At 62.2% G+C, this 14104-nt stretch carries 15 protein-coding genes; 3 read left to right on the forward strand and 12 right to left on the reverse strand.

Annotation, left to right across the window (positions count from 1 at the left end; genetic code table 11):
* From pstB to phoB, 3 genes are all read left to right on the forward strand, one after another.
* The gene (gene pstB / locus IQ25_RS00815; RefSeq protein WP_144901304.1) at positions 1–816 is read left to right on the forward strand and encodes a phosphate ABC transporter ATP-binding protein PstB; all 816 of its coding nucleotides are present in this window, start codon (positions 1–3) and stop codon (positions 814–816) included.
* Positions 817–844: 28 nt separating this feature from the next.
* On the forward strand, positions 845–1531 hold the full coding sequence (phoU, locus tag IQ25_RS00820) for a phosphate signaling complex protein PhoU (protein WP_144903028.1): 687 nt from the start codon (positions 845–847) through the stop codon (positions 1529–1531).
* Positions 1532–1607: 76 nt separating this feature from the next.
* On the forward strand, positions 1608–2297 hold the full coding sequence (gene phoB, locus IQ25_RS00825) for a phosphate regulon transcriptional regulator PhoB (protein ID WP_144901307.1): 690 nt from the start codon (positions 1608–1610) through the stop codon (positions 2295–2297).
* A 6-nt stretch (positions 2298–2303) separates the two neighbouring features.
* On the opposite strand, the gene IQ25_RS00830 is transcribed toward phoB, so the two are convergent.
* From IQ25_RS00830 to IQ25_RS00885, 12 genes are read right to left on the reverse strand one after another with little or no spacing between them, the layout of a single operon-like run.
* Positions 2304–3809: a glycosyltransferase family 39 protein gene (locus IQ25_RS00830; RefSeq protein WP_158637642.1), complete on the reverse strand. Its 1506-nt coding sequence runs from the start codon at positions 3807–3809 to the stop codon at positions 2304–2306.
* 2 nt (positions 3810–3811) lie between these two features.
* A complete protein-coding gene (locus IQ25_RS00835) occupies positions 3812–4084 on the reverse strand; it encodes a DUF1467 family protein (protein WP_144901311.1) in 273 nt (90 codons plus the stop codon).
* Positions 4085–4089: 5 nt separating this feature from the next.
* Complete coding sequence (locus IQ25_RS00840) at positions 4090–5685, reverse strand: ribonuclease J (protein WP_221236595.1); 1596 nt, start codon at positions 5683–5685, stop codon at positions 4090–4092.
* 53 nt (positions 5686–5738) lie between these two features.
* On the reverse strand, positions 5739–6521 hold the full coding sequence (locus tag IQ25_RS00845; RefSeq protein ID WP_144901315.1) for a type III pantothenate kinase: 783 nt from the start codon (positions 6519–6521) through the stop codon (positions 5739–5741).
* Positions 6505–7236, reverse strand: coding sequence for a biotin--[acetyl-CoA-carboxylase] ligase (locus IQ25_RS00850; RefSeq protein ID WP_144901317.1), 732 nt, complete (start codon positions 7234–7236; stop codon positions 6505–6507). Before IQ25_RS00850 ends, IQ25_RS00845 begins: the two co-directional genes overlap by 17 nt.
* 4 nt (positions 7237–7240) lie before the next feature.
* Complete coding sequence (nuoN, locus tag IQ25_RS00855) at positions 7241–8704, reverse strand: NADH-quinone oxidoreductase subunit NuoN (RefSeq protein ID WP_144901319.1); 1464 nt, start codon at positions 8702–8704, stop codon at positions 7241–7243.
* The gene (locus tag IQ25_RS00860; RefSeq protein ID WP_144901321.1) at positions 8704–10245 is read right to left on the reverse strand and encodes an NADH-quinone oxidoreductase subunit M; all 1542 of its coding nucleotides are present in this window, start codon (positions 10243–10245) and stop codon (positions 8704–8706) included. The genes nuoN and IQ25_RS00860 overlap by 1 nt, the downstream gene beginning before the upstream one ends.
* Complete coding sequence (gene nuoL, locus IQ25_RS00865; protein WP_144901323.1) at positions 10242–12290, reverse strand: NADH-quinone oxidoreductase subunit L; 2049 nt, start codon at positions 12288–12290, stop codon at positions 10242–10244. The genes IQ25_RS00860 and nuoL overlap by 4 nt, the downstream gene beginning before the upstream one ends.
* 4 nt (positions 12291–12294) lie before the next feature.
* Positions 12295–12600, reverse strand: coding sequence for an NADH-quinone oxidoreductase subunit NuoK (nuoK, locus tag IQ25_RS00870; protein WP_011445933.1), 306 nt, complete (start codon positions 12598–12600; stop codon positions 12295–12297).
* On the reverse strand, positions 12600–13217 hold the full coding sequence (locus IQ25_RS00875) for an NADH-quinone oxidoreductase subunit J (RefSeq protein WP_118074063.1): 618 nt from the start codon (positions 13215–13217) through the stop codon (positions 12600–12602). The genes nuoK and IQ25_RS00875 overlap by 1 nt, the downstream gene beginning before the upstream one ends.
* 12 nt (positions 13218–13229) lie before the next feature.
* On the reverse strand, positions 13230–13715 hold the full coding sequence (gene nuoI / locus IQ25_RS00880; RefSeq protein WP_144901325.1) for an NADH-quinone oxidoreductase subunit NuoI: 486 nt from the start codon (positions 13713–13715) through the stop codon (positions 13230–13232).
* Entirely contained in the window at positions 13712–14020 is a 309-nt protein-coding gene (locus IQ25_RS00885; protein WP_144901327.1) for a hypothetical protein, read from the reverse strand. Before IQ25_RS00885 ends, nuoI begins: the two co-directional genes overlap by 4 nt.
* Positions 14021–14104 lie beyond the last annotated feature (84 nt).

Genomic DNA, 14104 nt, shown 5'->3' on the forward strand with positions numbered 1-14104 from the left:
ATGAACGCTGAAGCGATCAAGACTGAAGTGAAGGCTGACGACAGGCCCTACTTCGACGCGCCCTCGAAGATGAGCGCGAAGAACGTTTCGGTGTTCTATGGCGACAAGCGCGCGATCGACGATGTCTCGATCGAGATCCCGCAGCGCTATGTCACCGCGTTCATCGGCCCCTCGGGCTGCGGTAAGTCGACGTTCCTGCGCTCTCTCAACCGCATGAACGACACCATCGCCAATGCCCGCGTCGAAGGGGAAATCCTGCTCGATGGCGAGGACATCTACAAGTCGGGCATGGACGTGGTGCAGCTGCGCGCTCGCGTCGGCATGGTGTTCCAGAAGCCGAACCCCTTCCCCAAGTCGATCTACGACAACATCGCATATGGTCCGAAGATCCACGGATTGACCGGCAGCAAGGCGGAACTTGACGAAATCGTAGAGCAATCGCTGCGCCGCGCGGGTCTCTGGGACGAAGTGAAGGACAGGCTCGCCGACAGTGGCACCGCGCTGTCGGGTGGCCAGCAACAGCGCCTGTGCATTGCCCGCGCCATTGCGGTCGACCCCGAAGTGATCCTGATGGACGAGCCCTGCTCCGCTCTCGACCCCATTGCTACCGCACGCATCGAGGAACTGATCGACGAGTTGCGCGGACGCTTTGCCATCGTCATCGTCACCCACTCGATGCAGCAGGCCGCACGCGTATCTCAGCGTACGGCGTTCTTCCATCTTGGCAAGGTCGTCGAATACGGCAAGACTTCCGATATCTTCACCAATCCGCGTGAAGAACGGACCAAGGATTACATCACCGGCCGCTACGGCTGAGCCACGGCAACGCGACGAGAAGGACGAACTGGTGGCCGAACATACCGTCAAGGCTTTCGACGACGACATCACCCGGCTGCGCGGTCTGGTCGCGGAGATGGGCGGACTTGCCGAGCTTTCCGTCTCGGAGGCGATGGATGCCCTTCTTCGCGGCGACCACGACCTTGCCGCAGGTGTCATCGCGCGCGACAAGCGCATCGACCAGCTCGAAGCTGAAGTAGACAAGCTTGCCATCCGGGTGCTTGCCCTGCGCGCACCGATGGCCGACGACCTGCGCGAAGTCATTGCGGCGCTCAAGATCGCCGGCGTGATCGAACGCATCGGTGACTATGCCAAGAACATCGCCAAGCGCGTCGGTATTATCGAAGGCCGCAAGCGGTTCGAACCGTTGACGCTGATCCCGGCAATGAACGACCTCGCAGCCGAGATGGTTCACGACGTGCTGACCGCATTTGCGGCGCGCGATCCGGTGGCTGCTGCCGAGATCGTCCAACGCGATGCCAAGGTCGATGCCTTCTACGATTCGATCTTCCGCAATCTCGTCTCGTTCATGGTCGAGAATCCAGCGACGATCAGCAGCGCCGCCCAGCTCCTCTTTGTTGCGCGCAACATCGAGCGGATCGGTGATCATGCGACGAACATCGCGGAAATGGTGTACTACGCCTCCACCGGTGCCAATCTGCCCGAGCGTGAAGAAGTCCTGCCACCTGCCTGACAGGCCTTTTCGCGTCGCCGTCATACGGTGGTAACATTAGACGTGCTTTGGCAAGCTCACCGTCAAGGAGGTTTGCGTGCCTGCTCCAAAGTTGCTGCTGGTTGAAGACGACACTGCCCTTGCCGAACTGGTCGAGTACCGGTTCCGCGGCGAAGGCTACGATGTCCGCACCACCGATGATGGTGACGAAGCGCTGCTGCTTGCAGCCGAGGACGCGCCCGATCTCGTCCTGCTGGACTGGATGATCGGTGGGACCAGCGGCATTGAGGTCTGCCGCCGCCTTCGCCGCAACAAGGAAACCGCGCACGTTCCGATCATCATGCTGACTGCCCGCTCGGACGAGGACGACCGCATTCGCGGGCTCGAGATCGGCGCGGACGATTATGTGACCAAGCCGTTCTCGCCCCGCGAATTGATTGCCCGCGTTGGCGCAGTGCTCCGCCGGGTGCGCCCTGCGCTGGCTGGCGAGACAATCGTCGTGGGTGACCTTTCGCTAGATCCCACCGCACACCGCGTTACCCGTCGCGGCACGCCGATGAAGGTCGGGCCAACCGAGTTTCGCCTGCTCAAACACTTCATGGAGCATCCCGGCCGAGTGTTCTCGCGCGGGCAACTGCTCGATGCGGTCTGGGGCAGCGGCAGCGATATCGAACTGCGCACGGTCGACGTGCACATCCGGCGCTTGCGGCAAGCCGTCGCCATTCCCGGCGCGGCTGATCCGGTGCGAACCGTCCGCTCGGCAGGATACGCACTGGAAGGCGTCTGACCGGGGTTACTTGTCCATCCGGATAAGAGCTTCGTTGTAATCCAGCTTTCCGGCTTTCTCGGTGCAAGGCCCTTGCCGCGCCATGACGCAGTACTGCTGCTCGAAAAGCGGCTTGGTCGGCGACATGCACCCAATGAAGCGATAGGCCGAAGGCAGTTCGCCCATGTGCTCGGCCGGAGCAACCGCCACATTGTAGCGCGCCTGAGCAATATCCGCTGCCGCCGTTGCATTGGGACCGTCGATCAACAAGGTCTGCGCCTTGCGGTTCAGGACCGCACGCGAAACAAACGGCACGTCGTGAATGCGATAGGTCGCAAGGCCACAGAAGCCAAGCTGCGCGCGCACCGTGCGCATCGCGCGCAACGGCGATTTGCCTACGCCCCAGTTGATCACAAAAGGTTCGGTAGCAGCAACCTGAACCGACCCCAGCAACCACATGGCCAAGAGCGCGCCCAGCCATCCACGTCCGAAAGACCTACCCCGCCACGCGGCAATCCGCTGGGCCAGATCGACCGAGCCGATCGCAGCCAGAAGCAACAGCAACAGTACCCCAAGCAGTATGAAGCGGTACTCCTTGTGGCCAATAGCGGAGTGGATGGCGATGACCGCAAGCGCGGTTGCCGCCAGCATCGGATAACGACGCGCGCCCAGCCACATGGCAGGCAGCAGCGCGATGGCAATGTACTGCCACTCCCACGCCAGCACCCGCAGGTACCAGTCAGCTGTCTCCACGCCATAGGCATGACTGCGGTTGGCGACGACATTGGCCAGAACGTTGTTGTATATCCACAGCAGTGGCGGTTGGCCCATGACGAGGTTGGCGAGCACGTCGCAGAGCACGCCCGCCGATGCACCTGCCAGCAGCGGCACCCATGCCTTGCGAACGTCCAGTCGCCCCGCCCACAGGAACGGTATCGCCAGCGCAGGACCCAGCGGAAAACGCGTGATGAAGCCCAGCCCCAGCAGAAAACCGGCCGCCAGCGCCGTGCCCCAGCGCCCGCTGTCACGGAACTTCACCAGCAGTGCGAGCCCCGGAAGAATCGCCAGAACGGAAAAGGTGTCGCTTGAAGTGCGCGGAGCAAAATAGGCAAAGTCGACCCACGTTGCGGCCACGAACGCCGCCACAATCGCATGAGACCGACTGATACGTCCCCCTAACGACCACCCCGCCCAGACGGACCCCAGCGAGGCCAGCGCCATCCCCATGCGCGGCAGCACAAGATGCAGCTCGCCCACCGGGTCGAGCGCATGGCCCAGCCAGACAGGCCCCACCATGACCAGCGGGATCAGCCAGCTGCGGATCCCGAGCCGGATATCCCAGGTGCGGATCCAGTCGCCCGTGATCAGACCATAGGCGGGCTCGATGTACTGCCAGATCTCGTCAGCGTGGTGATAGACCGTGAACAGCGAAATCGGGATGCGGAAGGCCAGCGCCAGCACCAGCAGCCAGCCAAGCGCAGGATCAATCCTGCGCCCTGCACCTGTCCCAATGCTGCCCGCCCCCTCGCCCACGGTCAGTGCGAGAAGTAGGTGGTCAGGTCCAGATCGGCGACGGTGATCCACCCGTTGATGTAGTTCGCATAGTAGAAACCGAACATCAGGGCCGAGAGGATCGTGGCGCGGAACGCGATCCGGCGCGGGTTGAAATTCCCCGGCGCACTGTCGGCCTGACCCAGGATTTTGGTCTGTCCCAGTTCATCATGCGTCCGCACACCGAAGGGCAGGACAATGAACGCCGCCATGACCCAGAACAGCCCGTATATGGCGATGATCGAAGTGATCTTCATCGGCTTCAGCTTTCCCGCAGCAAGACCTGGACGACCGGCTTCTTGCCCGACCAGCGCTGGCCCGCACGCCGAACCGCAAGCCGCACGGCTTCGGCCACGGCGATGCGGTCGCGCTTGCGGTCGCCCTTGAGCTTGCGCACTGCGTCTGCCGCTTCGACCTTGGCCTCGGCCACGAAGGCTTCCATGTCCTCGTCGAGCGGAATTCCGATCGCACCGACATCGATGTCCGAAAGCAACTGGCCGTCATGACGCACAGCCAGAGCAACGCTGATCAGCCCGTTCTGAGAGAGCTTGCGCCGCGCGACGACGCCTTCACCATCGGCAGGCGCTATGATGTCGCCATCAAGCACGAGCCGTCCCGCCCGCTCTTCCGAAAGCTTCTTCGGCCCGTCAGGCGCAAGGCGGATCAGGTCACCATTTTTCTGCAGGATCGCCTTGGGAATGCCCTCGTCGAGCCCCAGCTGAGCCTGCTCGGCCATGTGTCGGATTTCCCCGTGAACCGGCACAAGTATTTCCGGCCTGATCCAGTCGTAGAGCGCCACCAGTTCGGGCCGTCCCGGATGCCCCGAAACGTGGATCATAGACTGCTTGTCGGTCACGATCCGCACGCCCTTCTCCACCAGCGCATTCTGGATGCGGCCGATGGCAAGTTCGTTGCCGGGAATCTGGCGGCTGGAGAACAGTACGACGTCGCCCTTCTCGAGCCGCACCGGATGCTGCTCGCCTGCGATACGCGCCAGAGCCGCGCGCGGCTCGCCCTGTCCGCCCGTGGCCAGCACCAGCAGTTCGCCGCGCGGCACGTCCATCGCGTCATCCATGTGGACCAGATCGGGGAAGTTCTTCAGATAGCCGCACGACTTTGCCACGCGGATGATGCGATCGAGCGAACGTCCTGCCACGCACAGCTTGCGTCCGGTTGCCTCGGCCACTTCGCCCAGCGTCTGCAACCGCGCCACGTTCGACGCAAAAGTCGTAACGACAACGCGCCGCCCCTTCTGCGCGCCAACCGCCTCAAGCAACCCGGCGCGTACTTCTCCTTCCGAGCCTGAAGGCTTGGGATTGAACACATTGGTCGAATCGCAGACCAGCGCGAGAATGCCCTCGTCGCCGATGGCGGTAAGTTCTTCCTCCGTCGCCGGCGTGCCGATGCGCGGCTCGTCGTCCAGCTTCCAGTCGCCGGTGTGGAAGATCTTGCCGTGAGGCGTGTCGATCAGCAGAGCATTGCCCTCGGCGATCGAGTGCGCCAACGGCACGTAGCGGATGCCGAACGGCCCCAGTTCGAACCGGTCGAGATGGTCGATCACGTTGAGCTCGACCTCGTCCTCGATCCCCGCCTCGACCAGCTTCTCGTGTACCAGCTTGGCGGTGAACGGCGTCGCATAGAGCGGCACGCCGAGGTCCTGCGCGAAATAGGGCACTGCGCCGATGTGGTCCTCGTGTGCATGGGTCAGCACAATCCCCACCAGATCGTCGAGCCGCTGCTCGATGAAGTCGAGATCGGCGAAGACGAGATCGATGCCGGGGTAATACGGATCAGCAAAGGTCATCCCGAGATCGACCATCAGCCATTTGCCATCACAGCAATAGAGGTTGACGTTCATCCCGATCTCGCCCGAACCACCAAGGGCGAGGAACAGCAGTTCTTTAGGTGACTTCACTGATTTGCTACCCGCTCTGCCAGTATCGCCAGCCCATCGAGCGTGAGATCTGTGTCCACATGGTCGAAAATGTCGGTGTGGTCGCCGAACAGGACCGCAAGGCCTCCGGTGGCGACGACCTTGGCCGGACGCCCGATTTCAGCCCGCATCCGCGCGATCAGGCCTTCCATCATCGCCACATAGCCCCAGAATACGCCGATGTGCATCTGGTCTTCGGTGTTGCGCCCGATAACGCTCTTGGTCCGCGTCGGCGCTTCTATGGCGATGCGCGGCAGCTTGGCCGCGGCATTGACCAGCGCATCGAGCGAGAGGTTGATCCCCGGCGCAATGATGCCGCCCTTGTAGGCGCCATTGAAGTCGATCACATCGAACGTGGTCGCCGTGCCGAAATCGACAACGATCAGGTCGCCGGGATACTTGGCATGCGCCGCAATGGCATTGACCGCACGGTCGGCACCGAGCGAACGCGGCTCGTCCACGTCGGCCTCGAAACCCCATTCAACGGGCGGCTGTCCCGCAATCAGCGGTTCCAGCTTGAAGTACTTCTGCGAAAGGACAGTAAGGTTGTGCAGCGCGCGAGGCACCACCGTCGAAATCAGGATCTGCGAAACCACCTTGGAATCAAAGCCCTGGATCTGCATGAGTTGCAGCAGCCACACCGCATACTCGTCCGCCGTCCGGCGCGGATCGGTCGCCACGCGCCAGCGCGACTTGATCTCGCGGCCATCGAACAGCGCGAAGACGATGTTGGTATTGCCGACGTCAACCGCCAGAAGCATGGGAACCCACCATTTCTATGTCGCCCGCGTGGATGGCACGGACTGCGCCATCCGCCAAGCGCAGAAGGGCCACACCATTCTCGTCGATTCCGCCGAATGCGCCGATGATCGTGCCCTGCTCGCTATCCTTGACCGACACAAGCGTCCCTGTGGGCAAGGCGCGCGCGATCCATTGCTGGCGCAGCAGTGGCCATTCGCCGAAATGCCACCGGTCCACAGCATCGCGAAACCGCGCAGCAAGATCAGCCGCAAAAGCATCGCGCGACACAGGATGACCCAAAACCGACAGCGATGCCGTAACGCGATCCCGAACTTCGGGTGCCTGTGCCAGATTGACCCCGATGCCGACGACAACCGCATCGCCATGCCGCTCCAGCAGAATACCCGCCAGCTTGGCTTCACCCACAAGCACGTCGTTCGGCCATTTCAGCCGCAGATCAGACAGCCCCGGCGCAATCCCCCTGACCGTCTCGTGGACGGCAACACCAGCAACCAGCGCCAGCGTCTGTGGGAGCGGATCGGAGGCGCGCAATTGCACGGCGGTCGATCCCATGAAATTGCCGTAACCGTCAGACCAGACCCGCCCCGCACGACCGCGCCCGGCGGTCTGCCGGTCTGCCACCAGCCAGTCACCCTCGCGCAGGGCCTCTCCCCCGCCAAGGCGCGCCAGCAGCGCGCCATTGGTCGAGGAGATTTCGGCAACCGTTTGGATCAAGTGCTCAGCCGACCGGGAACAACGCAGCAGTGGCGTAATCGGCCAGCGTGCCGAGACACTTGGTGCCAAGGTAGCCAAGCGGCGAGATCGCCAGCGTCGACAGGACGAGCAGCACGGTGTGCGAGGTTTCACCCGCGCCCTTCACCTTGTCCACCGCCTCGTCGAAGTACATGACCTTGACGACCTTGAGGTAGTAGAATGCGCCGATCACCGAGGCAGCGATACCAATGGCCGCCAGCACGATCATGTCGGCCTGCACCGCTGCCTGGAACACCACGAACTTGCCCCAGAACCCGAACAGTGGCGGGATGCCGGCAAGGCTGAACATCACCGACGCCAGCGCCAGTGCAATCCACGGTCGCGTCTTCGAAAGACCAGCAAGGTCCGAAATCGCCTCGACCTGCTCGCCGTTTTCGTCGCGAAGGAGCAGCACGGCGACAAAACCTGCCACCGACATCGCAACGTAGATCGCGAGATACACGAGCATCGCCGACGCGCCTGCACGGGTCGCCGTGGCAAGGCCGATAAGGATGAAGCCGACGTTGTTGATCGACGAATAGGCCATCAGGCGCTTGATGTTGTTCTGGCCGATCGCACCCAGCGCACCGATCACGATGGAGAGCAGCGATGCGAAGATCACCACCTGCTGCCATGCGTGCGGCTGGCTGCCAAACGCCTCGAAGCTGACGCGCATCAGCAAGCCGAGCGCAGAGACCTTCGAAGCCGTGGCGAAGAACGTCGTCACCGGTGTCGGCGCGCCTTCATAGACGTCGGGCGTCCACATGTGGAACGGCGCGGCGCTGATCTTGAACGCAAGGCCCGCCAGCATGAAGATCACGCCGAACGTCGCACCGGTCGAAAGACCGCCCGCCAGCGCAGAGTTGATCCCGGCATAGCTGGTCGTGCCAGTGAAGCCGTAGGTCAGGCTCATGCCGAACAACAGGATGCCCGAAGCGAGCGAACCCAGCACGAAGTACTTCAGGCCCGATTCTGCCGAACGCTCGTCCGTGCGCAGCATCGATGCCATCACGTAGGAGGCAAGGCTGCTCATCTCAAGGCCGACGTAGAGCGCCAGCAGGTCTCCGGCCGAGACCATCATGCCCATACCGAGCGAGGCGAACAGCACCAGCAGCGGAAACTCCGCGCGCATCGCCCGCACCTTGTCGAAGAACGACTGCGAAACGATCAGCGTTACACCCGCCGAAGCGTAGATAAGCAGCTTGGCAAAGGCGGCAAAGGCATCGGCGCGATGCTGGCCACCGAAGGCCGAGACATCAGCCCCCATCAGCTGACCCCAAAGCGTGGGCGCCGTAAGGAAAGCGCAAGCGGTAAGCACGCCGACCGAGGCAATCGAGATCAGTCGCGATGCCTTGTCGCCGCCCCAGGCGGCAACGAGCAACAGGACCAGACCCGAGATCGAGATCAGGATTTCAGGCGCGGTAAGCGCCAGCGAACGGGCGAAGTCCATCAGTGTGCCTCCCCGTGCGCGGCAGAGTGTTCAGAATGGGCAGCAGCCATTGGCTTTCCAGCAGTAGGTTGGGCATCGCCCTTGGGCTTGGCCTGCGCCAGGCGCGCATCGAGCGCGGCAATGTCCTTGCGCATCGGCGCAATGAAGCTCTCGGGGTAAACGCCCATCCACAGCACCACCGCAGCCAGCGGCACCATCATCGCCCACTCCCGCTTGTCGAGATCGAGCATCGCGGCGGCATCGGCATTCTTTTGCTCGCCATAGGCAATGCGGCGATAGAGGTAGAGCATGTAGGCCGCACCAAGGATGATGCCCGTGGTGCAGATCAGCGCCACCCAACTCGAGATCTGGTAAACCCCGATCAGCGACAGGAACTCGCCCACGAACCCGCTCGTCCCCGGAAGGCCGATCGACGCCATCGTGAACAGCAGCAGGAACACCGCGTAATAGGGCATGTTGATCGAAAGGCCGCCATACCGTGCGATTTCACGCGTATGCAGGCGGTCGTAGATCACGCCGACGCTGAGGAACAATGCGCCCGCCACCAGACCATGGCTCAGCATGATCAGCATCGAGCCTTCGAGGCCCTGACGGTTGAACGCGAACAGGCCGATCGTCACGATCGCCATGTGCGCGACCGACGAATAGGCAATCAGCTTCTTCATGTCGTGCTGCACCAGCGCAATCAGCGAAGTGATCACCACTGCAGCCATCGACATACCAAAGATCAGCGGCGCAAACTGGGCCGAGGCTTCCGGGAACATCGGAAGCGAGAAGCGGATGAAGCCGTAGCCTCCCATCTTCAGCAGCACGCCTGCCAGGATCACCGAACCGCCAGTCGGCGCCTGAACGTGCGCGTCGGGCAGCCAGGTGTGGACCGGCCACATCGGCATCTTCACCGCGAAGCTCGCGAAGAAGGCCAGCCACAGCCAGGTCTGCGCCTGAACCGGGAAGTTGTAGGCCATCAGCGTCGGGATGTCGGTCGTGCCCGCCTCGTTCACCATCCAGAACATTGCGATAAGCATCAGCACCGAGCCGAGCAGCGTGTAGAGGAAGAACTTGTAGCTGGCGTAGATGCGTTCAGCACCGCCCCACACGCCGATGATCAGGTACATCGGGATCAGGCCGGCTTCGAACATGATGTAGAACAGGAACAGGTCCTGCGCTGCGAAGACGCCGATCATCAGCGTCTCCATCAGGAGGAACGCCGCGTAATATTCGCCTTGGCGCTTGTCGATCGAGGTCCAGCTGGCACCGATGCAGATCGGCATCAGGAACACCGTCAGCGCAATCAGCAGCAGCGCAATGCCATCGATGCCGAGCTTCCACGAGAAGCCCGAGAACACCGCAGCACTTTCCGTGAACTGCCACTGCGCGCCGCCGATGTCGAAATTCGCCCAGAGGATCACCCCCAGCACGAAGTCGATCAGCGTAGCGACGAGCGCAACGGAGCGCGCCTGTTCGCGCGGCACGACAAGGCAGGCCACTGCCGCAACCAGCGGCACCAGCAGCATCAGCGAGAGGATCGGAAAACCGGTCATTGTGCGATCACCCAGCTGATCGCGCCGACAAGGCCGACGAGCATGACCAGCGCATAGCTATAGAGATACCCCGACTGGAGCTTGGCGGCGGCGCGGCTGCCCTGGGCCACGACCCATGCGGCACCGTTCGGTCCGAACCGGTCGATCACGCCCTGGTCGACAACCTTCCAGAACACGCGGCCCAGCCACATCGCGGGGACGACGAAGACATTGTGGTAGAGTTCGTCGAAGTACCACTTGTTAAGCAGGAACTTGTAGAGGAACCCGAACTGGTCGACGAACGCCGCCGGGAACTTCGTGTTCTTGATGTAAGCATACCAAGCAATCAGCAGGCCAGTAGCCATGACCGCGAACGGCGCCCACTTCACCCAGGTCGGCACGCCGTGCATCGCGTGGAGCGTATGCTCGGCAAAGACCAGAGAACCCTTCCAGAACTCGCCCGTGCCTTCGCTGATGAAGGCGTGGTGAAACACGTACCCCGCGAAGATCGCACCCAGCGACAGCACACCCAACGGAACCAGCATGTTCAGCGGGCTTTCGTGCGGGTGATAGCCCGCCGTGCCGTCGCTGTGCTCGTCATGATGATCGGCGTGCGCATGATCGTCGTGACCATGGGCATGATCGTCATGGCCGTGCGCATCGTGAACCGCGTGCTGGATATGCTCCGACTGTTCCCAGCGTGGCTTGCCGAAGAAGGTCAGGAACACCAGACGCCACGAATAGAAGCTGGTCAGCAGCGCCGCGAAGATGCCGAGGAAGAAGGCGAAGTGGCCAAGTTCAGTGCCCTTGCCATAGGCCGCCTCAAGGATCGCATCCTTCGAGTAGAACCCGGCGAAGCCGAACACGTCGACGATGCCGACGCCGGTGATCGCCAGCGTGCCCATCATCATCGCCCAGTAGGTCAGCGGAATGCTCTTACGCAGGCCGCCGTAGTACCGCATGTCCTGCTCGTGGTGCATCGCATGGATCACCGATCCGGCACCAAGGAACAGCAGCGCCTTGAAGAAGGCGTGCGTGAACAGGTGGAACATCGCCGCGCCATAGGCCGAGACGCCCGCCGCGAAGAACATGTAGCCCAGCTGCGAACAGGTCGAATAGGCGATCACGCGCTTGATGTCGGTCTGCGTCGTGCCGACGGTTGCCGCGAAGATGCAGGTCATCGCCCCGATGAAGGTCACGAACGACAGCGCCGTCGGGCTGACTTCGAACATCGGCGAAAGACGGCAGACCATGAACACGCCCGCGGTCACCATCGTCGCCGCGTGGATCAGCGCCGACACCGGGGTCGGGCCTTCCATCGCGTCAGGCAACCAGGTGTGCAGCCCGAGCTGCGCCGACTTGCCCATCGCGCCGATGAACAGCAGCAGGCACAGCACGGTCATCGTGTCAAAGCGGTAACCAAGGAACCCGATGGTCGATCCGGCCATGCCGGGCGCGGCTTCTAGGATCGCCGGGATCGACACGGTGCCGAACACCAGGAACGTCCCGAAGATGCCCATCATGAAGCCAAGGTCGCCCACGCGGTTGACCACGAAGGCCTTCATCGCGGCAGCATTGGCCGAGGGCTTGCGGAACCAGAAGCCGATCAGCAGGTACGAGGCAAGGCCCACGCCTTCCCAGCCGAAGAACATCTGCACGAGGTTATCCGCCGTCACCAGCATCAGCATGGCAAAGGTAAACAGCGAGAGGTACGCGAAAAAGCGCGGCTGATCCGGCTCCTCGCTCATGTACCCCCACGAGTACAGGTGAACCAGCGCCGAGACGCTGGTGATCACCACCAGCATCACCGCGGTCAGCGTGTCGACCCGCAGCGCCCACGAGAAGTCGAGGTCACCCGACGAAACCCAGTGCAGCACCGGCGTCACGCTCGCCTCGGCAGTGCCGCCAAGGAACGAGAGGAAGATCGGCCAGGACAGCGCGCAGGAGATAAACAGCGCGCCGGTGGTCACGACCTTGGACGGAACCGCGCCCAGCTTCTTGTTGCCGAGGCCTGCGATGATCGCTGCCAGAAGCGGCAGGAATACGATGATCAGGATGGAAGACATCGGTTCAGCCCTTCATCCGGTTGACATCGTCGACGGCAATCGTGCCGCGGCCACGGAAATAGATGACGAGGATCGCAAGCCCGATCGCGGCCTCGCCCGCAGCCACCGTCAGCACGAACATGGCGAAGACCTGGCCGACAAGATCGTGCAGGAACGCGCTGAACGCGACGAGGTTGAGGTTCACCGAAAGCAGGATCAGTTCGATCGCCATCAGGATGATGATCACGTTCTTCCGGTTGAGGAAGATGCCAAGCACGCCGAGCACGAACAGGATCGAGCTGACGACGAGGTAGTGTTCGATGCCGATCATCAGATCTGGACCCCCTTGCCCACTTCCGGCTGGAGATTGATTGTCGCCTCTTCCGGACGACGCGCATTCTGCTTCGAGACGTTCTGGCCGCGCGTGTCAGTGCGCTGGCGATGCGTCAGCACGATCGCGCCGATCATCGCAACCAGCAGGACGATGCCCGCCGCTTCGAACAGGAACAGGTAGCGGCTGTAAAGCAGTGCGCCGATGGCCTGAATGTTCGACATGTCAGCGGCTTGCGCAGCCGAGCCATCGGCCTTGCCCAGCGCCACAGAACCGGCACCGCGCACGATCAGGCCGACGAACAGCTCGACGAACAGCACGACTGCCAGCGCCAGCCCGAGCGGGAAGTTCTTCACGAACCCGGCGCGCAGTTCGGCAAAGTCGATGTCAAGCATCATGACCACGAACAGGAACAGCACCGCAACCGCGCCGACATAGACGATGACCAGCAGCATCGCGATGAACTCGGCACCCACCAGCACCATCAGGCCGGCAGCGTTGAAGAACGCGAGGATCAACCAGAGCACCGAATGCACCGGATTGCGCGCAAGGATCGTCACCGCACCGCTGAAGATGCAGAGCGTGGCGAAGAGATAGAAGGCGAATACCTGAATCATTGGCGCGGCCCCCTAGCGATACGGCGCATCGGCTTCAAGGTTCGCGGCAATCGCCCGCTCCCACTTGTCCCCGTTCGCGAGCAGCTTGGCCTTGTCGTAAAGCAGCTCCTCGCGCGTTTCGGTCGCGTATTCGAAGTTCGGCCCTTCGACGATGGCATCGACCGGGCAGGCTTCCTGGCAGAAGCCGCAGAAGATGCACTTGGTCATGTCGATGTCGTAGCGCGTGGTGCGGCGGCTGCCGTCCTCACGAGGTTCGGCCTCGATCGTGATCGCCTGTGCCGGACACACCGCCTCGCACAGCTTGCACGCGATGCAGCGCTCTTCGCCGTTGGGATAACGGCGCAGCGCATGTTCACCACGGAAGCGCGGCGAAAGCGGGTTCTTCTCGAACGGGTAGTTGATCGTCGCCTTGGGCTTGAAGAGATACTTCAAGGTCAGCCAGTGCGCCTTCACGAACTCCCAAAGGGTGAAGCTCTTGATGAGTTGGGCGGCGGTCACCGAGACATCTCCTCACTCGAAAACTTGACGTCGCAAAGACCCACAAATTCAGTTGGACGACCGAAATCCGTCTCCCAAGTCATAACGATGGTGCCAGTTTCAGAGACAGTCGAAGTGAACACGCCTGATATTCTCACCTTCGTGTCAGAATCGAAGGACGAAAAGCGCATCTCGCCAATCTTTGGGGTGACTGAATATTCGCCCGTCAGGCGGTACTCAGATGGTGCGTCTAACAGTAGCTTCGCTTCTGCCGGCTTTCCGTTCACCTTTGTCCAGCCGACTATTCTGCCAGTCATCGTAAACATGGGCTGGAGCCCATATAAAGGGCGAGCGTGCATTTCACATTTGAATGCCCCACTTTTAGGGGCTGGCGGTTCAGGCGGGACCTG

It is taken from the genome of Novosphingobium taihuense (assembly GCF_007830315.1).
Taxonomy (GTDB): Bacteria; Pseudomonadota; Alphaproteobacteria; order Sphingomonadales; family Sphingomonadaceae; genus Novosphingobium; species Novosphingobium taihuense.

Bases quoted from the DNA above. Each gene is read 5' to 3' on its own strand.
- pstB (WP_144901304.1), top strand. From the start codon at position 1: ATGAACGCTGAAGCGATCAAGACTGAAGTGAAGGCTGACGACAGGCCC.
- IQ25_RS00835 (WP_144901311.1), bottom strand. From the start codon at position 4,084: ATGAAGATCACTTCGATCATCGCCATATACGGGCTGTTCTGGGTCATG.
- IQ25_RS00840 (WP_221236595.1), bottom strand. From the start codon at position 5,685: ATGAACGTCAACCTCTATTGCTGTGATGGCAAATGGCTGATGGTCGAT.
- IQ25_RS00845 (WP_144901315.1), bottom strand. From the start codon at position 6,521: ATGCTTCTGGCGGTTGACGTCGGCAATACCAACATCGTCTTCGCGCTG.
- nuoN (WP_144901319.1), bottom strand. From the start codon at position 8,704: ATGGACTTCGCCCGTTCGCTGGCGCTTACCGCGCCTGAAATCCTGATC.
- IQ25_RS00860 (WP_144901321.1), bottom strand. From the start codon at position 10,245: ATGACCGGTTTTCCGATCCTCTCGCTGATGCTGCTGGTGCCGCTGGTT.
- nuoL (WP_144901323.1), bottom strand. From the start codon at position 12,290: ATGTCTTCCATCCTGATCATCGTATTCCTGCCGCTTCTGGCAGCGATC.
- nuoK (WP_011445933.1), bottom strand. From the start codon at position 12,600: ATGATCGGCATCGAACACTACCTCGTCGTCAGCTCGATCCTGTTCGTG.
- IQ25_RS00875 (WP_118074063.1), bottom strand. From the start codon at position 13,217: ATGATTCAGGTATTCGCCTTCTATCTCTTCGCCACGCTCTGCATCTTC.
- IQ25_RS00885 (WP_144901327.1), bottom strand. From the start codon at position 14,020: ATGTTTACGATGACTGGCAGAATAGTCGGCTGGACAAAGGTGAACGGA.